Origin of the sequence: Vibrio sp. Isolate23 (genome assembly GCF_022398095.1) — a bacterium.
Taxonomy (GTDB): domain Bacteria; phylum Pseudomonadota; class Gammaproteobacteria; order Enterobacterales; family Vibrionaceae; genus Vibrio; species Vibrio coralliilyticus_A.
Genome location: NZ_JAKEUV010000006.1, coordinates 148,368 through 171,448, shown reverse-complemented (window position 1 = coordinate 171,448; position 23,081 = coordinate 148,368). Strand labels below are relative to the sequence as shown.

Genomic DNA, 23,081 nt, shown 5'->3' with positions numbered 1-23,081 from the left:
CTTCGGTGAGCATTTTTGTTTTCAGTGCAGTCTGGGCTCAAATACTCTCCCGAGTTCTGCTACACTCTGCGCAAATTTAAATCTAACTATCTAGACGAGCACATACCCATGCCTTGGATTCAAATCAAACTCAATGCGACCAACGACAACGCTGAGCAAATCGGCGACATGCTAATGGAAGAAACAGGAGCACTGTCTGTAACCTTCTTAGACGCGCAGGATACGCCAGTATTTGAACCATTGCCGGGGGAAACCCGTCTATGGGGTGATACCGATATTCTCGCTTTGTACGATGCTGAAGCAGATACCCAGTTTATTATTGAACAGACCAAAAATAGCAACTTGCTACCAGAAGGCTTTGCTTACAAAGTGGAGCAGTTGGAAGACAAAGACTGGGAACGAGAGTGGATGGACAACTTCCACCCGATGAAGTTTGGTGAGCGTTTATGGATCTGCCCAAGCTGGCGAGATGTCCCAGAGCCGGATGCGGTCAACGTGATGTTAGACCCTGGCCTCGCATTTGGTACTGGCACTCATCCAACTACTGCGCTGTGCCTGGAGTGGCTGGAAGGGCTAGACCTATCGGGTAAAACCGTGATCGATTTTGGTTGTGGCTCTGGAATCTTAGCGATCGCTGCGATCAAGCTTGGTGCTGAAAAGGTCATCGGGATCGATATTGATCCTCAGGCTCTCATCGCTTCAAAAGACAACGCCGAGCGCAATGACGTTGCCGATAAGCTCGAAGTTTTCCTACCACAAGATCAACCAGAGGGCCTGATCGCTGACGTCGTCGTCGCGAACATCCTTGCTGGTCCACTTCGTGAGTTGTCGCCGATTATCAAGTCTCTAGTCAAACCGAACGGCCAGTTGGCAATGTCTGGCGTGCTGGATACACAAGCAGAAGATGTGGCTAACTATTACCGTGATAAGCTTCACATTGATCCTATCAAGGAACAGAGTGAGTGGTGTCGAATCTCGGGCTGCAAGCAAGGCTAGACAAGACTTTCAGGGCTAATTGTTTGAAATTCATACAAATTACAAAAACAATTTGTAAATGCTCAAATATTAGTCTTTTCACAGCGGAAAAAAATGCGTAAAATGCGCGCCCTTGCTGGTACTAAGCTGTGAAGACGTTTTGAAAATCGGAAATCATCAACTTAAGAATAATCTCATCGTCGCCCCGATGGCGGGAGTGACCGATAGACCGTTTCGAGAGTTATGCCTCCGCTATGGTGCTGGGATGGCCGTCAGTGAAATGATGTCCTCAAACCCAAAGCTATGGAAAACGTCTAAGTCCAAGCAACGCATGGTGCATGAAGGTGAATCGGGCATTCGCTCTGTACAGATTGCGGGTGCGGATCCACAACTGATGGCCGACGCTGCTCAGTTTAGCGTTGAGAACGGTGCGCAAATCATCGATATCAACATGGGCTGCCCAGCAAAAAAAGTGAATAAGAAGCTTGCCGGTTCTGCACTGCTTCGCTTTCCCGATATCATCGAAGGTATCCTTAAAGCGGTAGTCAATGCAGTCGATGTCCCTGTGACACTCAAAACCCGAACAGGCTGGGACCCAGATAATAAAAACTGTGTCCAAATCGCTAAATTAGCCGAAGACTGCGGCATACAAGCGCTTGCTCTGCATGGCAGAACAAAAGCCTGTATGTACAAAGGTGAGGCAGAATATGACAGCATCAGAGCAGTCAAGCAGGCGATTTCGATACCGATTATTGCAAACGGTGATATCGATAGCCCAGAGAAAGCCAAGCGCGTACTGGAGTACACCGGTGCAGACGCTCTGATGATTGGACGTCCCGCCCAAGGTCGTCCATGGATTTTCCAGGAAATCCAACACTTTTTGGAAAACGGCACCACGATGCCTGACCTTCCGTCCACGGAAGTGAAAGACATTCTGCTGGGTCATGTGAATGCGCTCCACGATTTTTATGGAGAGTATTTAGGGCCACGAATCGCGCGTAAGCACGTAGGTTGGTACCTAAAAGAGCATGAGCAAGCAAGTGAGTTTCGCCGTACCTTCAACGCGATTGAGACAGCAGAGCTGCAACTTGAAGCGTTAGAAGCGTATTTTGATAAAGCCTAACTATTTGAAGCGAACGCTTTAGATACAATAGGTAAACGTTGCATCATAATTAAGAGAAGAGCTAGACCGAATATGTTCGAACAAAATCTGACTTCAGAAGCATTAACAGTAACGACAGTAACGTCACAGGACCAAATTACTCAGAAACCATTACGTGACTCTGTTAAAGCGTCTCTTAAAAACTACTTGGCTCAACTAAACGGCCAAGAAGTCACAGAACTATACGAATTAGTTCTAGCTGAAGTTGAACAGCCACTACTAGATACCATTATGCAATACACTCGCGGTAACCAAACTCGCGCAGCAACTATGATGGGTATTAACCGCGGTACTCTTCGCAAGAAACTTAAAAAATACGGCATGAACTAATCGTTCTGACGAGTTTTTTCTAAGAAAGCCGATTCCTCAGGGATTCGGCTTTTCTCTTTATCATCGCTTGCCATTTATTCACTTCATTTCATAGTAATTATTTGGCTCTCCAGCTCAGCTAGTTCACTGATTTTAAGGCTAAAGCGTACAAACCAAGCGCATATTACGTCTCACTTTCACATCCTATAATTGAGCAAATAGTAAGCAAACTGTGATCTCTCACGATTGTCATCACTACCTGTCTAGATATAATGCGGTGTTCACCTATTGTTGGATAAAACTATATGCTTGATAAGCAAAGGGAAGCATGGCTGAGCCAGATTCTTAATGAACTTCCTGACCGACTTTTCGTTTTGGATCAATCGGGGCGCTTTATCGAGGGTTTTGGGGGAACGTTCCATTCTGTTCGCCTCGAAAAAAGTGGCTATACCAACAGAACACTCCATGACCTCCTTCCGCACGATAAAGCCGATCAATTGTTCAGCTATATACAAACGGTAACAGCATCAGCAAAGCCGCTGATTGTGCAGTACAGTGTTAGCCCTATAGAGTGTCTACACTTCTCTATTAATGAACTGGACAATTTAAATGGGCGAGATGAAATGTGGTTTGAAGCGACGATCAAACCCCTGTGTATCGTGGATGGAGCTCAATATGTGCTGTGGCAAGAACGCGACATCACCAGTACTTACCACCGCCAAGAAGAACTGAAGCGACTTTCAGAAACCGATGAACTCACGGGTATCTTCAACCGACGAGCCTTCTTAGAAGCACTAGAAAGTGAGCTGACTAGCAGCAAAGACACACAGCATGGGCTATCGTGTTTGATGATTGATATTGACCACTTTAAAGAGATTAACGATCAGGTGGGCCACCTCTCAGGAGATGAAGTCATCACACATGTGGCGAAAATTTGCCAGCAACAAATCCGTGGTAGTGATTATATTGGGCGGTTAGGAGGAGAAGAGTTCGGTGTCGTGCTGTCTAATATCAATGCGATAAAAGCTTACGACATCGCTGAACGCATTCGTCAATCCATCGAGAGTACCCCCTGCCATGTCGATGAACATATTATTCACCCAACCGTAAGCATCGGCATTGCGGAAAGCACACCTGACATCCAAAATGTTAAACAGCTGCTAATCCAAGCGGATAAAGCCATGTACTACTCAAAACAAACAGGTCGTAATCAGGTTACGCTTTACCACAGTAGTTTGCCCGATATGAAGGTGCAATCGGCTACCCAAGCTCGGATTCGTCAGGCGGGTTAATCTTCAGAACAACACGATTGTTCATGCTCTTCATTTCCCAGCGCACCTAAAATCGAACAGTGACTGGCATCATCATCAACATGACCACAACACGCATCGTTGATTTTCTTCAATGCTTGGCGAATACGGTTTAGCTCTGCAATTTTTTCATCAATCACTTCGAGCTTTGCCGAGGTGATGGCTTTTACTTCGGCACAACTGTGCTCGGTGGCTTCTAGCTTTATCTCTAGCAGCTCGCGAATTTCTTCCAGACTTAGCCCTAGGTCTTTGGCTTTTAGGATAAAACCGACCTGTTTCTGATTTTCTTCGTTATAAAGACGATAACCCGATTCACTGCGCCCCATGGGGCGGATTAGTTCATTTTTCTCATAGAAGCGCAAAGTATCGGTGGTCACACCACAACGCTTTGCCAGTTCTCCAATCTGGAACATAACTTTCCTTATTAACTATCTCGTTACTTTTTAAGTTAAAAAGCACGGTTTTCATAATTATTTTTGAGATGCCAAACGATTGCGCGAGCTTTTTTGTAATAAATTAGTTAGAATGTGCGCCATCAAGTTTAGAGTCTAATACCTGCCCAGTCTCGACTGGCAAAAAGGTCTTTACCAAAACTGGCCAATATTTTATCCCTACGAGATAAAAACAAGTTCATTTTTGGCAAATATCTTTAGTTTAACTCCATGACTTTGAGGAAGATGGAAGCATGAACAACGCTCGTCCAATTCGCCGCGCCCTTATCAGCGTATCAGACAAAACCGGTATTGTTGAGTTTGCCCAAGCGCTTGCTGAGCGCGGTGTCGATATCCTATCCACTGGTGGTACAGCCCGCTTACTTGCTGAGCAAGGCATTAACGTTACTGAAGTATCCGATTATACGGGTTTCCCGGAAATGATGGACGGACGCGTGAAAACGCTACATCCAAAGGTTCATGGTGGTGTTTTGGGCCGTCGTGGCCAAGATGATGACGTGATGGAAAAACACGGCATCAACCCTATCGATATGGTTGTTGTAAACCTATATCCATTCGCCGAAACCGTTTCTAAAGAAGGCTGTACCCTAGCTGATGCGGTAGAGAACATCGACATCGGTGGCCCAACAATGGTCCGTTCTGCAGCGAAAAACCACAAAGACGTGACTATCGTTGTGAACGCTCACGATTACGACCGCGTGATCTCAGAAATGGACGCAAACGAAACGTCTCTTACGCTAGAAACACGCTTCGACCTCGCTATCGCGGCATTCGAGCACACCGCGTCTTATGATGGCATGATCGCAAACTACTTCGGTACTATGGTTCCATCTTACGGTGAGAACAAAGAAGGTGATGAAGAGTCTAAATTCCCACGTACTTTCAACCAGCAATTCAAGAAGAAGCAAGACATGCGCTATGGTGAGAACAGTCACCAAGCAGCTGCTTTCTACGTTGAAGCAAACCCTGAAGAAGCTTCGGTTTCTACTGCTCGTCAAATCCAAGGTAAAGCCCTTTCTTACAACAACATTGCAGACACGGACGCAGCGCTTGAGTGTGTGAAAGAGTTCAACGAGCCAGCATGTGTGATCGTTAAACACGCGAATCCATGTGGTGTGGCTCTAGGTAAAGACATTCTAGAAGCATACAACCGCGCTTACCAAACTGATCCTACATCTGCATTCGGCGGCATCATTGCCTTCAACCAAGAGCTAGATGCTGAAACAGCATCTGCGATTGTTGAGCGTCAATTCGTTGAAGTAATCATCGCTCCATCTGTTTCTGCTGGCGCGATTGAAGTGGTTGCGGCGAAGAAGAACGTGCGTCTGCTTGAGTGTGGCGAATGGACAACTAAGACGACGGGCTTTGACGTGAAACGCGTGAATGGCGGTCTACTCGTTCAAGACCGCGATCAAGGCATGGTAAGCCTAGACGACCTAAAAGTAGTTTCTAAGCGTCAGCCAACAGAAGAAGAGCTAAAAGATGCCCTATTCTGCTGGAAAGTAGCGAAGTACGTGAAATCAAACGCGATCGTTTACTCGAAAGGCGACATGACTATCGGTGTAGGCGCGGGCCAAATGAGCCGCGTTTACTCTGCGAAAATCGCAGGCATCAAAGCTGCAGACGAAGGTCTACAGGTTGAAGGTTGTGTGATGGCATCAGATGCATTCTTCCCATTCCGCGACGGTATCGATGCGGCAGCAGAAGCAGGCATCAAGTGTGTAATTCAACCAGGCGGCTCTATGCGTGATGACGAAGTTATCGCTGCAGCGGACGAACACGGCATGGCGATGATCTTTACCGGTATGCGTCACTTCCGCCACTAATTTCCTCTTCGTATTTGGCACTGTGGCGTCCTTAGCGGCTTTCGCCCACCCCAGCTGGCTATGCTCCCGGGGATGGGCTCAATTGCTACCTAGCCACATCACCAATTACTTTGAGCAAGACTTATAATTTTGTTTTTTAAATATTTCGATATTTGAAATACGTAGAGCACGTCAGTGACTTTAGTTCAAGGAAAACACGTGGAGCTTATGACCATAAGTGAGCATGTTTGACACAGAAATAAAGGCTCTGAAGCAGCTATAAGGATTTTAAAACATGAATGTATTGATTATTGGTGCCGGCGGTCGTGAGCACGCTTTAGGTTGGAAAGCAGCACAAAACCCAAACGTTGAGACAGTATTCGTTGCACCTGGTAACGCAGGTACCGCGCTTGAGCCAAAGCTAGAAAACGTAAACATTGGTGTTGAAGCCATCTCTGAGCTGGTTGCATTCGCTCAAGAGAAGAAGATCGAGCTGACGATTGTTGGCCCAGAAGCGCCACTTGTTATTGGTGTCGTTGATGCTTTCCGTGAAGCGGGATTACCTATCTTTGGTCCTACTCAAGCGGCTGCGCAGCTAGAAGGATCTAAAGCGTTCACCAAAGATTTCCTTGCGCGTCATAACATTCCGACGGCTGCGTACGCTAACTTCACTGAAATTGAACCAGCTCTGGCTTACGTTCGTGAGCAAGGTGCTCCTATTGTTGTAAAAGCAGACGGTCTTGCTGCAGGTAAAGGGGTTATTGTTGCGATGACGCTTGAAGAAGCGGAAGATGCAATCAAAGACATGCTGGCTGGCAACGCGTTTGGTGAAGCCGGTAGCCGTGTGGTGATCGAAGAGTTCCTCGACGGTGAAGAAGCCAGTTTCATCGTCATGGTAGACGGTCAGAGCGTTCTGCCAATGGCCACCAGTCAAGACCACAAGCGTGTGGGCGATAAAGACACTGGCCCTAACACTGGCGGCATGGGTGCTTACTCCCCAGCACCAGTGGTAACCCCAGAGATCCACGAACGTATCCTTGAAGAAGTTATCTACCCAACCGTGCGTGGCATGGATGCAGAAGGTCACCCTTATACTGGTTTCCTTTACGCTGGTCTTATGATCGACAAAGACGGTACACCGAAAGTCATCGAGTACAACTGCCGCTTTGGCGATCCAGAAACGCAGCCTATTATGATGCGTATGGAATCTGACCTTGTTGAGCTTTGTCTGATGGCTATCGACGAAAAGCTTGATGAAGCCGAGTCTAAATGGGACCCACGTGCGTCTATCGGTGTGGTTCTAGCCGCAGGGGGCTATCCAGCAGACTACGCAAAAGGTGATGTGATTTCCCTACCGGCTACCGAAGTCGAAGGTCAGAAGATCTTCCACGCCGGCACTGCAAACAACGAAGCTGGCGACATTGTGACGAATGGCGGTCGTGTTCTATGTGCAACTGCTCTGGGAAATAGCGTCTCAGACGCTCAGCAGCAAGCGTACGCGCTAGCTAAGCAAGTCAGTTGGAATGGTATGTTCCATCGTAATGACATTGGTTACAGAGCGATAGAGCGCGAAAAAAGCGAATAACCTCTCAGAATCAAAAAAGGCGCTTTAAAAGCGCCTTTTATTTGTTGAGTAGCTTAATCCGAAAGCAAACTTGGCCTCTCGATACAAGAATGGTCTTCATCTGCTAACATCAATAGGTCTTCAACCGTCACCCGATTGGTTCGGGTTGAGCCTAAGAATGCGACATAGTTATCCACACCCGCCAAACGATTCACTACAAAAGAAGGCAGAGTCTGATTAAACTCAAGTCGAGAATAACTTTGCCCCGAGCAAGTTTCAAAGGTTGTACCATCCCAGTAACCTTGGATCAGTTCTTGACCTTTTTTATCTTGTTCTTTCGTTACACTGGTAACAGACTCGGCGTCACTCTTATAACGTTCCAGTTCAGCAGGTTTCACAGGAAAAACTTTTCCATCCAAACGATATTGCTGGTAAACCGCTTCACCCTCTTTGTTAAAGCGAACATGAACTCGGTACGGCACCAGTCCTTGCTCCCCTTTTAATTGCTCACCTTCACGAATCAGCTCTCGAAGTTCACCTTCAATCCAGCGATAGTCTGTCTTGTACCACCCGTAATCTCCAGCAGTGACATAGTCTGCTGCAGTGCTTGGAGAAGCTTGCTTTTCGGTATACCAATATAAACTTGTCGCATCACCCATACTCTTTCCACCCGTATAATATGCGAATTGATCTAAGTTAGGTCGAGGAGCGCTGGAAGAGCAACCAACAATAGAAGAGATGATTAGTGAAGAGAATAAATATTTTTTCATGAGACAGTGATGCGCCAAGACAGAAGACTACCTTGGCGCATTATAAATTATTTCACTGCGTCTTTCAGAGCTTTACCTGAAACAAATGCAGGAACGTTTGCAGCAGCGATTTGGATCTCAGCACCCGTTTTTGGGTTACGACCAGTGCGAGCCGCGCGGTGGTTTACTTTGAATGTACCAAAACCAATTAGTTGAACTTGGTCACCCTCTTTAAGTGCATCAGTCACACCATCAAGAGTTGCTTCAAGAGCAGCCTTAGCTTGTGCTTTAGATAGATCTGCTTTCTCTGCGATAAAGTCGATTAATTGGGTCTTGTTCATTAGGTTTCCCTTCTCATATGTTATCGAATTCAACTCACTCTAAAGCATAAATGCCCCATCTGGCAAAGGTTTGTAAGCGATCTTTAGCTTTCATGACGTACTTTTAACCATAATATGAGTATTAACTCACAATTTGTTACCTTCCTCTCCTATGAGAAGGCTTGTTTTTCATCATAATTAACCTTATTTATAAAGCGCTGATGGTCCACGAAGCCTGATATTGTGGGGCTTGAAGCGAATATAAAATACTCACACCAATAATGCCCAGGCATAGTGGCTCATTTCATGATTGATAATTTTGATGAGTACATTGCAAAATTTGGTGCTGGTATAACCTATATAGGACACTTATGTTACTGCTAACCATATACGTCTCTGTTGCGATTGGCGTATCCTTTATCTGCTCCGTTTTGGAAGCGGTTCTTTTGAGTATTACCCCGAGCTATTTGGCTCAATTGCGTCAGCAGGGACACCCTGCGGCCAACAAACTCTCTAAGCTCAAAGCAGATATAGACCGCCCATTAGCGTCGATTCTAACCCTGAACACAATTGCTCACACTATTGGTGCGGCCAGCGCTGGTGCTCAAGCGGCTGTTGTATTCGGCAGTGAGTGGCTAGGCGTGTTCTCTGGTGTCCTGACACTGGGTATTCTGGTGCTATCTGAAATTGTGCCGAAAACGATTGGGGCGACCTACTGGCGACGGCTTGCCCCTCTAGCGGCAGTGATATTGCGATGGATGGTTTGGGCATTAACCCCATTTGTGTGGTTTTCAGAGCAGATTACTAAACGTCTCGCACGTGGCCACGAAGCCCCAAAAATGCGCGACGAGTTATCGGCGATGGCCATCCTGGCGAAAGAAAGTGGTGAGTTTGCTGAAGGCGAAACCAAAATCCTTAACAACTTACTGGGCATCCAAAATGTGCCAGTCACTCAGGTAATGACACCACGGCCAGTCGTATTCCGCGTCGATGCTGAAATGAGCATCAATGAGTTTCTTTCTGAATATAAAGAAACGCCTTTTTCACGCCCGCTGGTGTACAGCCAATCAAAAGATAACATCATTGGATTTGCACATCGATTAGAACTCTTCAAACTCCAACAAGCAGGCTGCGGTGAAAAACAACTGGGGGCGGTAATGCGTCCTGTCCATGTGTTACTAAATAACTTATCTCTGCCTAAAGCATTCGAGCAGATGATGGCTAAGCGCCTCCAGCTTGCGATGGTGGTTGATGAATATGGTACAGTGCAAGGTATTCTGACATTGGAAGACATCTTCGAGCACTTAGTGGGAGAAGAAATTGTCGATGAAGCGGATCGCGCAACCGATATGCAAGAATTAGCCTTTGAACGCTGGGAAAAGTGGAAAGAAACCCACGGTGTGATTGAAAGTCGAGACGACGACGAGGATCAAGCGTCAGAATTCAGTAGAAAAGAAGATAACTAATCATAACGGGAGCCTTGAGCTCCCGTTACAGATTAAAGGCTCACACCAATATTACTCATGCCTTCTTCTCTGAGCTCTAAGCGAAGATCTTTAATTAAATCGACGTCTCGTTCTTGAGCGTCTTTTAGTGGTCGGAAAATAGCCCACTGAACGTCCCACTCTTCACATACGGCTTCATTGTCTTTCTGATTTTCATTGGTTATATCAATACCCGTTTGAGCTTCCTCGAGCTGAGCAACTGTCTGTACTGATTGTTGACTGACCTTTTGCATACTTTCAAACAAGTCATCACGATCTAGCAAACCATGCAATAATGTCGACAGGCCAACACACGCATCAATAGCAGGCAACACCCCATAAAAGTCGAAATCTTCGGAGCTCGGAATAATCTCTTCTAATTTCTCTAGCTGACGTTCATAGTTTACTTTCGCATTTTTAACCGTCAGCTGTTCCCATACACTATCGAGAATATCGCGATAAATTCGTGCCTCAGCAAATTCCGTACTGTCACAAAACATCGCATAATTAGGGTACATACGTTCACACAGACACGCCATGAAGGTAATCTGCTTCCAAGGTTCTAACTTCTCGAGACGAAGTTGAAGAGGGTTCTGTAGCATAGGGACTCATTGGTTCAGAAAAAGACAGCGGAAGTGTACTTGATAACCATAGTGGAAAAAAGCAAAGCCGATGAACAATTTTACCAACAAAGTCTATTTACTGACTGAAAACAACGATGCCTATCAAAAGCAGCTTGATGCTCTACAATTACCAGACTTAGCCATCACTCAGATGCCCGATGAAGCGTGCATATTATTGGCTTCCCCTCCATTAGCCGCCAAGAAGCTGAATGACTTCCCTCATCTTGAATGGATGCAATCTGTCTATGCAGGAGTGGATGCACTCGCTACAGTAGAAAAGTCCGATTTTCTTCTCACCAATGTGAAGGGAATATTTGGTCAACAAATCTCAGAATATGTGTTGGGGTACCTCATCCAACACCATCGCCACTTTTTGCACTATCAAGAAAGTCAGAATCAGGCCAAGTGGGTGCCCAAACCCTACCAGTCTCTAAGCGCACTCACTTTATTGGTCTTAGGGACAGGCTCGATAGGTAGCCACCTCGCCAAAACGACTCAAGCATTTGGCATAAAAGTGATCGGCATTAATCGTAGCGGCATTCCGGCCATGCACTCGCCTTTCGCGGAGACTTACCATATTCAAGAGCTGGAAAGTGTACTCAGCCGAGTCGACGTTATTGTTAACACGCTTCCGAGCACACCCGATACACTGCATATTCTCAATAGCCAATCTCTTTCTCATTGTCGCTCTGCGCTACTGTTCAATGTTGGCCGTGGTAATGCTATCTGTGAATCTGGCCTATTGTCTGCGATTGAAAACCAATCTATCACTCACGCCTATCTTGATGTGTTTGAAAACGAACCACTAGAAGCCCAGCATCCCTTTTGGCATCATCCTGCCATTACTGTGACTCCTCATATCGCCGCGCTCAGTTTTCCTGAGCAAGTTGTCGAGATCTTTGCTGAGAACTATCAACGCTGGCGAGACGGCTTTTCACTCATCAATGAAGTCGATCTCGAGAAAGGTTATTGATGCTAGAAAAATTACTCAAAGAGGTTCGCCAGTGTAAGCTTTGTGAGCCAGAGCTACCGCTCGGTGCAAATCCAATCATTCAGGCAGGTAAGCAAGCCAAATTGCTAATCATAGGGCAAGCGCCAGGTACCCGAGTGCACAACACCTCCATCCCTTGGAATGATCCAAGTGGTGACAGGCTTCGTCAATGGCTTGATCTCGACAAAGCTCACTTTTATGACTCAAATAATATCGCCATCATGCCCATGGGGTTGTGCTATCCGGGTAAGGGGACAAGTGGTGACCTCCCACCGAGAAAAGAATGCGCTCCTCAATGGCACAATAAAATTCTTGAGCAGTTACCCAATGTAGGGATGACACTGTTAATCGGCCAATATGCGCAAAATTACTACCTGCAAGATAAACCGAGGACGCTGACTGAAACCGTGCGAGTCTGGCAACAATGGGCCCCACGCTATTTACCTCTACCCCACCCCTCGCCGCGAAATACGCTCTGGCTCAAGCGTAACCCTTGGTTTGAGAATGAAGTAGTCCCGTTCATTCGACAATATGTGCATGAGCATTTAGGACATTAAGTCACCATATAGATTCTAAGCGAGTCGCATTTTTGTAATAAAATTTCAACAAATATAGAAAACACCGTCTAGCCAAATTGATTACATTCATTTGCACAATATCTGCAAACTTAGCCTACACCATTTGACTCAAAGCGATATTTTTCGCTAGATTGTCTACTTAACAAGGAACAATGGATGTAATTTTTTTACAAGGCAGGATGACAATGAACGAGAAATACTCTGCTCTCAGAAGTAATGTAAGCATGCTAGGGCATTTACTTGGCAACACGATCAAGGATGCGCATGGTGATGCGCTTCTAGAAAAAGTAGAAACTATTCGTAAACTTTCTAAATCCGCGCTTTCTGGTAATCAATCTGATCGTGAAAGCTTGATTGAAGAGATCAAGAGCTTACCTGATGAGCAACTCACTCCTGTTGCGCATGCCTTCAACCAATTTCTCAACCTCACCAACATGGCAGAGCAGTACCATACGATCTCTCGTCATTGTGATGCGCACGTCTGTGAACCCGATGCCATCAATACCCTGTTTTCCAAACTAAGCCAAAATGGCATCAGTAAACTCGATACCACTCAAGCGGTCCGTGACCTCAATATAGAGTTGGTACTTACGGCGCACCCCACTGAGATCACACGCCGCACGATGATCAACAAACTGGTCAAAATCAATAAGTGCTTATCGAAATTAGAGTTAAACGATCTGTCAGTGAAGGAACGTCAAAAGACAGAACGCCGCCTCGAACAATTGATCGCCCAAAGTTGGCATTCAGACACCATTCGCCAGCAGCGCCCGACTCCCCTTGACGAAGCTAAATGGGGGTTCGCGGTTGTAGAAAATTCACTGTGGGAAGCAGTGCCTGATTTCCTACGCGAATTGGACGGCCGCCTACGAGGCTACCTTGAAGAAGGCCTGCCCATTGATGCACGCCCTGTCCACTTCTCGTCTTGGATGGGAGGGGATCGTGACGGTAACCCGTTTGTCACTCACACCATTACCCGTGAAGTGATGTTGCTGTCACGCTGGAAAGCGGCAGATCTATACCTTAATGATATCAATGAGTTGGTAAGCGAACTCTCAATGACTCGTTGTAATGAGGCGGTACGTGCACTAGCTGGTGAAGATGAACATGAGCCTTACCGTGCGGTACTAAAGCAACTACGAGCCCTACTGACCGAAACCAAAGAAATACTTGATGCAAAAGTAAACGGCCAGAAGCTAGCCGTTAAAGCCCCACTTCAGCGTGTCGAACAACTATGGGCACCACTTTATGCGTGTTACCAATCTCTACATGAATGTGGTATGGGCATTATTGCAGATGGTTCTCTACTCGATACCCTGCGACGTATCAAAGCCTTCGGGGTGCATCTGGTACGCTTGGATATCCGCCAAGAGAGTACCCGCCATTCAGATGCGTTATCCGAATTGACTCGCTACCTTGGCATTGGTGACTACAACCAGTGGAGTGAGCAAGACAAAATTGCCTTTCTGACCAATGAACTGGCTTCTAAACGTCCACTTCTCCCACGTGACTGGCAACCATCAGAGCCCGTCCAAGAAGTACTGGATACCTGTAAGATTGTCGCAGCCCAACCGCGTGAAGCATTCGGCGCTTACGTTATTTCGATGGCGCGTACCGCCTCTGATGTTTTAGCGGTACACCTATTACTGCAAGAAGCGGGATGCCCATATCGTATGGATGTCTGTCCACTTTTTGAGACGTTGGACGATCTGAATAATGCAGAGTCAGTGATCAAGCAGCTAATGGGTATTGATCTCTATCGTGGTTTTATTCAAAACCACCAAATGGTCATGATTGGCTATTCTGACTCAGCGAAAGATGCCGGAGTAATGTCTGCAGGCTGGGCTCAGTACCACGCGATGGAGTCCTTGGTGAAGGTCGCTGAAGAAGAAGGAGTCGAGCTCACCCTATTCCATGGTCGAGGTGGAACGATTGGCCGTGGTGGTGCCCCGGCTCATGCCGCTTTATTATCTCAACCACCAAAAAGCCTGAAAGGTGGCCTTCGAGTAACCGAGCAAGGCGAAATGATCCGCTTTAAACTGGGCTTACCAGAAGTGGCAGTAAACAGCTTCAACCTATACGCCAGTGCAATTTTGGAAGCTAACTTGCTACCACCACCAGAGCCGAAACAGGAATGGCGCGATCTGATGAATGTCCTATCAGAAGTAAGCTGTGAAGCTTATCGACGAGTCGTCCGCGGTGAACCTGACTTTGTTCCTTACTTCCGTCAGACTACCCCTGAATTAGAACTCGGTAAATTGCCTCTTGGTTCTCGTCCAGCGAAACGTAACCCTAAAGGTGGCGTAGAAAGCTTGCGTGCGATTCCATGGATCTTCTCTTGGAGCCAAAACCGTTTAGTCTTGCCAGCATGGTTAGGAGCAGGAGAAGCCATTCAGTATTCTATCGACAAGGGCCATCAAACATTGCTTGAAGAGATGTGCCGTGAGTGGCCGTTTTTTTCCACTCGCCTAGGCATGCTCGAGATGGTTTATACCAAATGTAACCTTGAGATCTCCCGATACTATGATGAACGTTTAGTCGAGCCAAAGCTCTTACCTCTTGGCGATAAGCTTCGAACGCAGCTACAAAAAGACATCAAAGCCGTACTGAATGTCGAAAACAATGAGAACTTAATGCAAAGCGACCCTTGGGGGCAAGAGTCCATTCGCCTGAGAAATATCTACGTTGAGCCATTGAACATGCTGCAAGCTGAGTTACTCTATCGCACTCGCCAAAGTGAAACAGCTTCTCCTGAACTTGAAGAAGCATTAATGGTCACGATTGCTGGTATTGCAGCAGGTATGCGTAATACTGGATAAACCATTACCAAAGCACAAAAAGGCTGTCATCCTAGACAGCCTTTGCTATATCTGATTCTAAAAACGTCAAAGCAATTAGCATTATTTAAACAAAAAATAGTAACAATACAGATTTTACAGAATAATAATCCAAAATATTTATTTATTGAGCAAATTATCAGTTTTTTGGTTTATTTTGTTCTTCTATTCCACTTTATGCTTATTATTTAGATATAATGTTGCTCCCTTGCGATACACAACAACATCTACATATCGCTCTAGGTGATAAAACGGCTTTTTTAAGGTGACATGGCCAACTTTGTTGGCGCTGCTTAAATACATTCACTGATGATAAGTGCCAAAGAAGCACGACAGTAACTAAGCAGTTGTTAGTAGTTATTTGACCATTTGGATTGAAGACATGTCATTACCACACGTTATCCTGACAGTTCTAAGCACGCGCGACGCAACTGGATATGATATCACCAAAGAATTCTCAGCCACTATTGGCTACTTCTGGAAAGCCAGCCACCAACAAGTTTATCGTGAGCTAAATAAAATGGCTCAAAACGAGTTGGTTACCTGTGTTTTAGAGCCTCAAGAAGGCAAACCAGACCGAAAAGTATATTCTATTACCGACTCCGGTCGTGTTGCATTAGGTGAATGGTTTGATCAACCCACAGCACATCCAACCGTTCGTGATGAATTCTCTGCGAAGCTGATGGCTTGTGCTGTTCAGCCTTCTGCGCCTTATCGTGAACAACTTGCAGAACTTGTTGAAGAATCACGCAAGTTAGTCGCTCACTATCAGGAAATTGAAAACGCATATTACTCAACCCCTGCAACGCTGGATAAACAGCAACGCTTAGAACGTTTAACGCTTCGCCGCAATCTCTTGGTGCGCCAAGCATGGATTGAGTGGGCAGAAGAAGTGCTCGCGGAACTAAGCTCTCTAGGTTAAAGAGACAAAAAAGGGTTGAAGCCAAAGCTTCAACCCTTTTTCTTTTAAGAATGTACCTTCTTAAATACCATCGCCACCAATAAAACTCTGCGAGCGCCCATTGAATTGTTGATCCATATCCAATGATGGCTTATCTGTCTTAGGTCGACCAACGATCTTAGCTGGTACTCCAGCCACAGTCGTATGAGCGGGGACAGCTTGCAGCACCACTGAGCAAGACCCAATTTTAGCCCCCTCACCGACTTCAATATTACCCAAAATCTTAGCTCCGGCTCCGATCATTACGCCTTCTCGGATTTTAGGGTGACGATCACCGCACTCTTTCCCCGTACCGCCCAACGTCACGTCTTGCAAGATCGACACATCATTTTCAACCACAGCCGTTTCACCAATCACTATGCCGGTTGCGTGATCCAGCATGATGCCTTGGCCAATTTTCGCAGCAGGATGAATATCAACTTGGCACGCGACTGAAATTTGATTTTGCAAGTAAGTCGCCAAAGCAATGCGCCCCTGGTTCCATAGCCAGTTTGCTACACGATAGCCTTGCAGGGCATGATAGCCTTTGAGGTATAAAAGAGGCATTGAATACATGGAAACCGCAGGGTCTCGATTCACTGTTGCACAGATATCACAAGCAGCGGCCTCCGTGATCGAGTGATCAGCGTTAAAAGCTTCTTCTACGACTTCACGAACAGCCATCGCTGGCATAGAAGCAGTGTTCAGCTTGTTCGCCAAGATATAGCTTAGAGCAGCAGCCAAGCTCTCATGCTTAATGATCGTCGCATGGTAGAAGCTTGCGAGCATCGGCTCCTGCTCTGACAGCTCTCGAGCTTCACGGACAATGGCTTGCCAGACTTTCTGTTTTTCACAATGTTTCATTTATCAACCCTTCACCTAAGCTGGCTTAAGTGCTTATCGCTTTCCATTTCTATCAGCGTTTACGCCTCTGATTTCTTATCTCGAGCAAGCAAATCTTTTGCTGCCAAGTGAGCATCTTTTCCTTGATACAATACTTGATAAATTTGGTCAACAATCGGCATCTCCACGCCCATTCTCTGAGACAGCAACCAAACCTCTTTTGTGTTGCGGTAGCCTTCAACAACTTGGCCAATCTCTTCCTGCGCCATATCGACATCTTTACCTTGTCCTAGAGCGAGCCCGAAACGGCGGTTACGTGATTGATTATCTGTGCAAGTCAAAACCAAATCGCCAAGTCCTGCCATACCCATGAAGGTCTCTGGCTGCGCGCCTAATGCAGCGCCAAGACGCGTCATTTCCGCAAGACCACGGGTAATTAATGCCGTACGTGCATTCGCACCAAAACCAATGCCATCGGACATTCCAGCCCCTATAGCAATCACATTCTTCACCGCACCACCCAACTGCATACCGGTGAAATCGCTGTTGGCATATACTCGAAAGGTCTTACTGCAATGAATTTTCTCCTGCAGATCAGAAACAAAACCTTTATCAGGAGAAGCCACCGAGATTGCTGTCGGCATTCCCATCGCTAGCTCTTTAGCAAAGGTTGGCCCTGATAAAACCGCCATTGGGTGGTTTTCTCCTAAAGCTTCAACTGCAACTTCTTTCAACAATCGACCTGTTTCAGGCTCAAGCCCTTTGGTCGCCCAACAAATTCTGGAGTCGGGTCTTAGGTAAGGCTTAACATTATTCAGTACAATACCAAAAACATGGCTGGGTACGACAACCAATAGGTCACGACTTGCCTGTACAGCCTTTTCTAGATCTGATTCAATGATCAGTGAGTCAGGAAAATCAATCGCTGGTAAAAATTCGTGATTAGCTCTATCAGATTCCAAGCGCGCCATATGCTCAGGGTCATGCCCCCAAATCACCACATTCGCACCATTTCTCGCGAGTGAAATAGCTAGAGAAGTACCATAGGAACCCGCGCCAAGCACTGTCATTGCTATCTCTTTACCATAGCTGTTTTGAATGTCTGAGTCCGTCATTAATCCGCCTGATCGTATCTAATATGTGGAACTTGGAATGATTTCAGTGTAAGGCACTATTATCAGCAATAAATAAAAAATGCACAGCACATCCCTCGATGCTCTGTGCATTTCTTTAAGAAATAGCGATGAAACAATTAAGCTTCCGCTGTACCTTCTTGCTGAGCTTGCTGCTGTAGGTAGTTCATAAACAGAGCATCAAAGTTAACTGGTGCTAGGTTAAGTTGTGGGAACGTACCTTTAACCACTAAGCTAGAAATCGTCTCACGAGCATATGGGAATAGAATATTAGGGCAGAACGCACCTAGACAATGCGCAAGCTGGCCTGCTTCCATCTTGTCCGCTGTGAAGATACCACCTTGTTGTACTTCACATAGAAATGCTGTTTCTTCTTCGTTTTTAACCGTCACGGTTAGACGTAAAACCACTTCGTACACACCTTCACCTAGCTCACGGCTCTGGGTGTCTAAGTCCAATTTCACGTCAGGGTTCCACTCTTTCTGGAACATATTTGGTGAGTTAGGCGCTTCAAAAGAGACGTCTTTTAAGAAAATACGTTGGATTGCGAAATTTTGCGCTTCTTGTTGGGGTGCTGCTTCAGCCATTTTAAAAATCCTTTAATAGATCAAGTCGTCTGCTAGGAGACTAACTGAGAGAGTTGATTGTGACTAGGTTTTCCAAACAATTCGTGGAATTGTTCACATCTCTCTCTAATAAGCGCTGATTTTTTATTCAGCGCTTTCGTAAAATTCATGCCATTTACTTCTTGCCTTTTACCAGAGGCAAATTCGCTTCATTCCAAGCGATTAAACCATTCTTCAGCAAACTAACATTTTCAAAGCCAGCTTTTGCTAGGAGATTAGCACTCTCTTGCGCTGTTTGGCCCGTTTTGCATACCACAATAATTGGGTTAGATTTATGGTTTTCAAGACTACCTAAATTACCTGCTTTAATGTCAGAAGGTAAAATGTGAACTGCATCAGTAATATGCCCCTTACGGAACTCGTCTTTACTACGAATATCAACCACAACACCATTTTCACGATTCATCAGTTGTGTCGTTTGAGAGGCCGTCACTTCTTTATATGCCGCCGTTGTGGATTTTACGATATTCATGATTAAGGCAACCAAAAGGCCCACCCATACTAGAGAAAGTATCATGTTCTCTTGAAAAAATGCGATATATTCTTGCATGTCCTGTGCTCTTAAATTGTAGAGCGGCCTAAATATAAGCAGCTCTGGACTCAAATTCAGTTTGGGAGTATAGCGAGGATAAGAACTTAAGGCGAGAACACCTTAAGTTTGATAGTTAATTAGCTAGTCATTCTCTCGACCAAATGCATAACGAACCAATACAATAGCAACTCCCAGCATCCCTCCCAGGAACGTCGCTAATACGCATATCAATGCTCGTTTGGGCCCGTTTTTTTCTTCTGGTACTACAGGGGGATCAATCACTTTAAATGCATATTCATCTTTCACTTCTGCTAGCATGAGTGTCTTAGTTTGTTCCTCAATCAATTGATAAAACACATTCTGCATATCTACCACTTTAGTTCGTTCTAATTGTTGTTCTAGATACTCAATATTGCGATTAGTTTCCGTTAAAGATTCTTCTTTCATCCATAAATTCAGCTCCTTCACCAACCATTGAGTCCATTGCTGAGCAACAAAAGGTGATAAATGAGTGATACTGACAGTGACAATTCCTGTGTCTTTTGCTTCAGATACATTTAAGAGTTCTTTAAATGCTTTATAAGCTTGCCAAGCAGTGGGTTCTAGTGATAGTTCAGGGTTGTCAGGATCATTTAACCAACGACTACCATCATAGATCTCAGGATCGAGCACTAGCTTATTATGTTCTTTATCCCAAGATTGCGTTGCCATCAAAATCGGTAGTAATGCATATTTGTCAATAAAGGCATTGATAAACTTACGCGATTCCAATGTAGCTAAAGACAAAGACTTATCGTCCGTTTTTCCGCTATTCACATTAATACCAGCCAATGACGCTAGCCCACCAAATTGGCTGGCCATAGCCGCAAGGCCACCACTTTTTTCATCGTTAGCAGCAACTAAGGTGGCTGACGCTTGATAAGTGTTAGGTTGAGATAAAGCAAATAGCACACCGCCTATCGCAAACAATGCAGTCGTACAGAAAATGATCCATTTTCCCTTCCATATCGCCAAACATAATTCTCTCAAATCAATTTCATCTTTGGCTACTGAAAAGTCTTGCACATGCGTAAAATGGTTATCATGAATAATAGGTTTGTTCATAGTCTCTTCTTATAATATGAAGCCCTCTAACAATCGAGGGCTTCTTATACCGCTAGTCTTTTATTGCACTCCAAGCCACACCGATTTGGTAAAGGATCTGGGTTGCTGAAGTTAAGGTGCTTAAGCCATCTAGGTAATCCGTATCGAGCGGCACAATAATCGTATCGCCAGGCTCTAAAGGCATAGACTGACGACTAAACCAAAATGAGTTGTTGGGTAACATAACGGAGCCATCAGCACGCACAACATAGATTCGGTCTGTATCCGCTTGTTTTTTCGTTCCACCAGCAGAGGAAATATAGTCTTCGATCGTCATCCCTGGAGTAAAGGTGTGGTTAGAAGAAAACTGAACTTCCCCCATCACACTGACAATGGGCTGCCGAGCAGGAATATATAGCTTGTCCCCTTTCTCGACCATAATGTCAGCGTTCGGTTCTCCTGAGAGCGCTTCGGGTAAATCAATCACTAAGCGACCAATGGCCTCGGCAGAGGCAAGCTCATCGGCAATAGCCATCGCTTCAGTAGGACTCGTAGTATAAGTAGCACTTGAGTTCTGTCGGCGTAGCGCTAAATTACCAATCTCCTGCTTTAATTGTAGATTGAGTAGCTTTAAACGTTCTGCTTCTTGGCGACGTAAACTCTCACGACTAAACACCGCCCCTTGCGCATAGGCAAATTGGGTCAGCCCACCAGCACGCTCGATGAGATCTTGGATTGTTTCACCCCGCTGGAATGTGTAAATTCCTGGAAAAACCACTTCACCTTGTAATTCGATAGAGTTACCGCGCTGCCAATTGGGCTGAGTCTTGATCACAATATGATCTTGAGCTTGAATATCGAGTTTCTCTTGACCACTCAATATTTCCTGAGGAGAAAAAGAGTAGTGTTGAACCATAAAGTCTTGTTTAACCTTCTCCGAGCGACTTAACTCTGCGCTGTAGAGAAATGCTTGCTCAGCAAAACCACCGGCTGCACTAATAAGTTTTTCAAAACTGGCATTCTCTGTTAATGGATAAACACCGGGGTATTTTACTGCGCCAGCCACTTCAATAATCTTTGCCTGCTCAGAGAGATTTGCTTGAGCTTTCAGCCTTTCAATTATCGGTTTTAACAATGATTCTCGACTAGAAAGTCGGAAATCATCCGCTTCCGCAAATTTATCAGCGTCAGCAATATCGAGCTCCTTTTGCCGCTCTTTCTCTATTAGCGCTCCTGTCGCAGAATCTAATGTCGCAACACTTTTGGATTCCGTTACTGAGTTTTCTGTATTATTCCCACTGACGTGTTCACTCAGCTCTTTCGCTCTCTTTGAGCTGGTCGATTTCTGATCTCGATACCAATAGTCAACGTTTAGACCATTATCAAATACAAATAACTGGTCGCCTTTTTGAAGAGAGTAATTTTCGCTCGCACTTGGTGAAGTTAGCACTTCACCTAAGTTAAATTGCCACACGCTAATATCACGACTTTTAGGCTCTTCTCTAACCAGTAGCGCATAAGTCAGATCGGCATTTTCTTTCAAATCCTCGAAGCCAATCACATCACTGATCTGCAGTCCATTTTTAAATTGGTACGCCCCTTGACGAAACAACTCACCACGCAATGCTATCGCATTATCCAAGTTATCCCCAGTAGGTAACAAAGATACTTCGTCGCCGGCTTGTAGCTTAAAGTTCTTTCCATGAGGTGATGACAGGTCCAATGTCAGCTGCTCAATACCATTTGCATTGCGTCTTTTTACGTTAGCTTTTGACAAATACGCACTAGGTAAAGCGCCACCGGCAATATCAATTAAATCATTGATATTATTATCCATGCCAAGCTCATAATGAGCAGGACGAAGCACTTCTCCTTTAATCACCACATCAGATTTTTTCGCAGGGACAAGGATGGTATCTCCTGCTTGTAAACGAACATCTTGGCTAGAGTCACCATTGACAATCAAATCGTAGGCATCGAAGGTTACTACTGTTTTACCTAGCCGTTTTACTTTAATGTTTCTAAGACTACCGGATAATTTGATCCCACCAGCCGCAATCAAAGCTTGTGATAACGTTGTTAAACCATTGACATTGTAGGCTCCTGGCTGATTGACATCACCAGTAACAAAGACTTGCATAGTGCGCATTGCACTTAAAGATACAACCGCTTCAACACCAATCGATTTGCGCTGAATAAGAGACGCTACGTAATTTTTTAACTCACTAAACGTCTGACCAGCCACATACTCCGGCCCATATTCCGGTATATTGAGCTTCCCTTCGCGATCAATTTTCAACTTTAAGTCACTAAACGATTTGCCAAATAATTGGATACGAACTTCATCTCCTGGCGCGATGATATAGTCATGAGGCACTGGTAAATGATCGACAGGTGTAAAGTCTAGCGAAGCACCAGAGAACACATCGTAACCAAAATAAGGTAGCTCTACTTCTTTGCTTTTTCCATGATCAGTCTTGGTCCCTCTGTCTGACGCATCAGTCGCTCTTTCTGGTTTTTTTACTTCAGGGGGGGCCGTATCAGTGCTTAAAGATGCGCTATCAAGAGAGTTTATACTAGAAAGATCGACTCCCATTTGTCGCGCAAGCTGCTCTTGTTGAGCCTTAGGAAGAGACTGGAACTGATTAATCTGTGCCTGAGTTGGCGTTGCAGCATGAATACTCGCACTTAGGAGTATTGGGATGGCCAACATATTTATGTTTATATTTAACTTCAACGTTCTGCTACTCATTAATTTATATAAT

21 protein-coding genes are annotated in these 23,081 nt (G+C 45.3%); 11 read left to right on the top strand and 10 right to left on the bottom strand.

The annotated features are described in order from the left end of the window. Positions 1-108: 108 nt before the first annotated feature. From prmA to L1D31_RS15625, 4 genes are all read left to right on the top strand, one after another. Positions 109-996, top strand: a complete 888-nt coding sequence (gene prmA, locus L1D31_RS15640) for a 50S ribosomal protein L11 methyltransferase (RefSeq protein WP_239838025.1) — start codon at positions 109-111, stop codon at positions 994-996. A gap of 139 nt (positions 997-1,135) precedes the next feature. Beyond that, entirely contained in the window at positions 1,136-2,098 is a 963-nt protein-coding gene (gene dusB, locus L1D31_RS15635; protein WP_239838024.1) for a tRNA dihydrouridine synthase DusB, read from the top strand. A gap of 72 nt (positions 2,099-2,170) precedes the next feature. Next, positions 2,171-2,467, top strand: a complete 297-nt coding sequence (fis, locus tag L1D31_RS15630) for a DNA-binding transcriptional regulator Fis (RefSeq protein WP_000462885.1) — start codon at positions 2,171-2,173, stop codon at positions 2,465-2,467. 284 nt (positions 2,468-2,751) lie between these two features. Further along, positions 2,752-3,738 carry a sensor domain-containing diguanylate cyclase gene (locus L1D31_RS15625; RefSeq protein WP_239838023.1) on the top strand — a complete coding sequence of 329 codons (987 nt, stop codon included), beginning with the start codon at positions 2,752-2,754 and terminating at the stop codon, positions 3,736-3,738. Here the strand turns inward: L1D31_RS15625 and zntR are convergent. Beyond that, the gene (gene zntR, locus L1D31_RS15620; protein WP_239838021.1) at positions 3,735-4,169 is read right to left on the bottom strand and encodes a Zn(2+)-responsive transcriptional regulator; all 435 of its coding nucleotides are present in this window, start codon (positions 4,167-4,169) and stop codon (positions 3,735-3,737) included. The two genes, L1D31_RS15625 and zntR, sit on opposite strands and share 4 nt — an antisense overlap. Before the next feature lie 272 nt (positions 4,170-4,441). On the opposite strand from zntR, the gene purH reads away from it, so the two are divergent. Together purH and purD are read left to right on the top strand one after the other, a co-directional pair. Continuing rightward, entirely contained in the window at positions 4,442-6,034 is a 1,593-nt protein-coding gene (gene purH / locus L1D31_RS15615) for a bifunctional phosphoribosylaminoimidazolecarboxamide formyltransferase/IMP cyclohydrolase (protein WP_239838016.1), read from the top strand. Between the two features lie 274 nt (positions 6,035-6,308). Further along, on the top strand, positions 6,309-7,598 hold the full coding sequence (gene purD / locus L1D31_RS15610) for a phosphoribosylamine--glycine ligase (RefSeq protein ID WP_239838014.1): 1,290 nt from the start codon (positions 6,309-6,311) through the stop codon (positions 7,596-7,598). A gap of 53 nt (positions 7,599-7,651) precedes the next feature. Here the strand turns inward: purD and L1D31_RS15605 are convergent, their stop codons facing one another. Continuing rightward, entirely contained in the window at positions 7,652-8,347 is a 696-nt protein-coding gene (locus L1D31_RS15605) for a DUF1481 domain-containing protein (protein ID WP_239838013.1), read from the bottom strand. Positions 8,348-8,394: 47 nt separating this feature from the next. After that, positions 8,395-8,667 (bottom strand): nucleoid-associated protein HU-alpha, encoded by a 273-nt coding sequence (gene hupA / locus L1D31_RS15600; protein WP_239838011.1) that lies wholly within the window; start codon positions 8,665-8,667, stop codon positions 8,395-8,397. Between the two features lie 350 nt (positions 8,668-9,017). On the opposite strand from hupA, the gene L1D31_RS15595 reads away from it, so the two are divergent. Then, positions 9,018-10,112: a hemolysin family protein gene (locus L1D31_RS15595; RefSeq protein WP_239838009.1), complete on the top strand. Its 1,095-nt coding sequence runs from the start codon at positions 9,018-9,020 to the stop codon at positions 10,110-10,112. Positions 10,113-10,144: 32 nt separating this feature from the next. Here the strand turns inward: L1D31_RS15595 and L1D31_RS15590 are convergent, their stop codons facing one another. Beyond that, positions 10,145-10,732, bottom strand: coding sequence for a DUF416 family protein (locus L1D31_RS15590; protein ID WP_239838008.1), 588 nt, complete (start codon positions 10,730-10,732; stop codon positions 10,145-10,147). Positions 10,733-10,802: 70 nt separating this feature from the next. Here L1D31_RS15590 and L1D31_RS15585 point away from each other — a divergent pair, with 70 nt between their 5' ends. The 4 genes from L1D31_RS15585 to L1D31_RS15570 all read left to right on the top strand — a co-directional run bounded on the left by L1D31_RS15585 (position 10,803) and on the right by L1D31_RS15570 (position 16,081). Next, a complete protein-coding gene (locus tag L1D31_RS15585) occupies positions 10,803-11,726 on the top strand; it encodes a D-2-hydroxyacid dehydrogenase (RefSeq protein ID WP_239838006.1) in 924 nt (307 codons plus the stop codon). Further along, complete coding sequence (locus tag L1D31_RS15580) at positions 11,726-12,301, top strand: uracil-DNA glycosylase family protein (protein WP_239838005.1); 576 nt, start codon at positions 11,726-11,728, stop codon at positions 12,299-12,301. The genes L1D31_RS15585 and L1D31_RS15580 overlap by 1 nt, the downstream gene beginning before the upstream one ends. A gap of 206 nt (positions 12,302-12,507) precedes the next feature. Further along, the gene (gene ppc, locus L1D31_RS15575) at positions 12,508-15,141 is read left to right on the top strand and encodes a phosphoenolpyruvate carboxylase (RefSeq protein WP_239838004.1); all 2,634 of its coding nucleotides are present in this window, start codon (positions 12,508-12,510) and stop codon (positions 15,139-15,141) included. A gap of 400 nt (positions 15,142-15,541) precedes the next feature. Beyond that, positions 15,542-16,081 (top strand): PadR family transcriptional regulator, encoded by a 540-nt coding sequence (locus L1D31_RS15570; RefSeq protein ID WP_239838003.1) that lies wholly within the window; start codon positions 15,542-15,544, stop codon positions 16,079-16,081. A gap of 60 nt (positions 16,082-16,141) precedes the next feature. Here the strand turns inward: L1D31_RS15570 and cysE are convergent, their stop codons facing one another. The 6 genes from cysE to L1D31_RS15540 form a co-directional block, all read right to left on the bottom strand. Then, on the bottom strand, positions 16,142-16,963 hold the full coding sequence (gene cysE / locus L1D31_RS15565; protein WP_239838002.1) for a serine O-acetyltransferase: 822 nt from the start codon (positions 16,961-16,963) through the stop codon (positions 16,142-16,144). Between the two features lie 59 nt (positions 16,964-17,022). Further along, a complete protein-coding gene (gene gpsA / locus L1D31_RS15560) occupies positions 17,023-18,057 on the bottom strand; it encodes an NAD(P)H-dependent glycerol-3-phosphate dehydrogenase (RefSeq protein WP_239838001.1) in 1,035 nt (344 codons plus the stop codon). 137 nt (positions 18,058-18,194) lie between these two features. Beyond that, positions 18,195-18,662, bottom strand: a complete 468-nt coding sequence (gene secB / locus L1D31_RS15555; protein ID WP_239838000.1) for a protein-export chaperone SecB — start codon at positions 18,660-18,662, stop codon at positions 18,195-18,197. A 154-nt stretch (positions 18,663-18,816) separates the two neighbouring features. Next, positions 18,817-19,251 carry a rhodanese-like domain-containing protein gene (locus tag L1D31_RS15550; RefSeq protein WP_239837999.1) on the bottom strand — a complete coding sequence of 145 codons (435 nt, stop codon included), beginning with the start codon at positions 19,249-19,251 and terminating at the stop codon, positions 18,817-18,819. A gap of 123 nt (positions 19,252-19,374) precedes the next feature. Continuing rightward, entirely contained in the window at positions 19,375-20,337 is a 963-nt protein-coding gene (locus L1D31_RS15545) for a Wzz/FepE/Etk N-terminal domain-containing protein (RefSeq protein WP_239837997.1), read from the bottom strand. Positions 20,338-20,389: 52 nt separating this feature from the next. After that, positions 20,390-23,029: an SLBB domain-containing protein gene (locus tag L1D31_RS15540; protein WP_239838081.1), complete on the bottom strand. Its 2,640-nt coding sequence runs from the start codon at positions 23,027-23,029 to the stop codon at positions 20,390-20,392. Between the last annotated feature and the right edge of the window lie 52 nt (positions 23,030-23,081).

What these genes read in the sequence shown, in the direction of transcription:
- prmA (WP_239838025.1), top strand. Translation starts at nt 109, where the DNA reads ATGCCTTGGATTCAAATCAAACTCAATGCGACCAACGACAACGCTGAG.
- fis (WP_000462885.1), top strand. Translation starts at nt 2,171, where the DNA reads ATGTTCGAACAAAATCTGACTTCAGAAGCATTAACAGTAACGACAGTA.
- L1D31_RS15625 (WP_239838023.1), top strand. Translation starts at nt 2,752, where the DNA reads ATGCTTGATAAGCAAAGGGAAGCATGGCTGAGCCAGATTCTTAATGAA.
- zntR (WP_239838021.1), bottom strand. Translation starts at nt 4,169, where the DNA reads ATGTTCCAGATTGGAGAACTGGCAAAGCGTTGTGGTGTGACCACCGAT.
- purH (WP_239838016.1), top strand. Translation starts at nt 4,442, where the DNA reads ATGAACAACGCTCGTCCAATTCGCCGCGCCCTTATCAGCGTATCAGAC.
- purD (WP_239838014.1), top strand. Translation starts at nt 6,309, where the DNA reads ATGAATGTATTGATTATTGGTGCCGGCGGTCGTGAGCACGCTTTAGGT.
- L1D31_RS15605 (WP_239838013.1), bottom strand. Translation starts at nt 8,347, where the DNA reads ATGAAAAAATATTTATTCTCTTCACTAATCATCTCTTCTATTGTTGGT.
- hupA (WP_239838011.1), bottom strand. Translation starts at nt 8,667, where the DNA reads ATGAACAAGACCCAATTAATCGACTTTATCGCAGAGAAAGCAGATCTA.
- L1D31_RS15595 (WP_239838009.1), top strand. Translation starts at nt 9,018, where the DNA reads ATGTTACTGCTAACCATATACGTCTCTGTTGCGATTGGCGTATCCTTT.
- L1D31_RS15590 (WP_239838008.1), bottom strand. Translation starts at nt 10,732, where the DNA reads ATGCTACAGAACCCTCTTCAACTTCGTCTCGAGAAGTTAGAACCTTGG.
- L1D31_RS15585 (WP_239838006.1), top strand. Translation starts at nt 10,803, where the DNA reads ATGAACAATTTTACCAACAAAGTCTATTTACTGACTGAAAACAACGAT.
- L1D31_RS15580 (WP_239838005.1), top strand. Translation starts at nt 11,726, where the DNA reads ATGCTAGAAAAATTACTCAAAGAGGTTCGCCAGTGTAAGCTTTGTGAG.
- ppc (WP_239838004.1), top strand. Translation starts at nt 12,508, where the DNA reads ATGAACGAGAAATACTCTGCTCTCAGAAGTAATGTAAGCATGCTAGGG.
- L1D31_RS15570 (WP_239838003.1), top strand. Translation starts at nt 15,542, where the DNA reads ATGTCATTACCACACGTTATCCTGACAGTTCTAAGCACGCGCGACGCA.
- cysE (WP_239838002.1), bottom strand. Translation starts at nt 16,963, where the DNA reads ATGAAACATTGTGAAAAACAGAAAGTCTGGCAAGCCATTGTCCGTGAA.
- gpsA (WP_239838001.1), bottom strand. Translation starts at nt 18,057, where the DNA reads ATGACGGACTCAGACATTCAAAACAGCTATGGTAAAGAGATAGCAATG.
- secB (WP_239838000.1), bottom strand. Translation starts at nt 18,662, where the DNA reads ATGGCTGAAGCAGCACCCCAACAAGAAGCGCAAAATTTCGCAATCCAA.
- L1D31_RS15550 (WP_239837999.1), bottom strand. Translation starts at nt 19,251, where the DNA reads ATGCAAGAATATATCGCATTTTTTCAAGAGAACATGATACTTTCTCTA.
- L1D31_RS15545 (WP_239837997.1), bottom strand. Translation starts at nt 20,337, where the DNA reads ATGAACAAACCTATTATTCATGATAACCATTTTACGCATGTGCAAGAC.
- L1D31_RS15540 (WP_239838081.1), bottom strand. Translation starts at nt 23,029, where the DNA reads ATGTTGGCCATCCCAATACTCCTAAGTGCGAGTATTCATGCTGCAACG.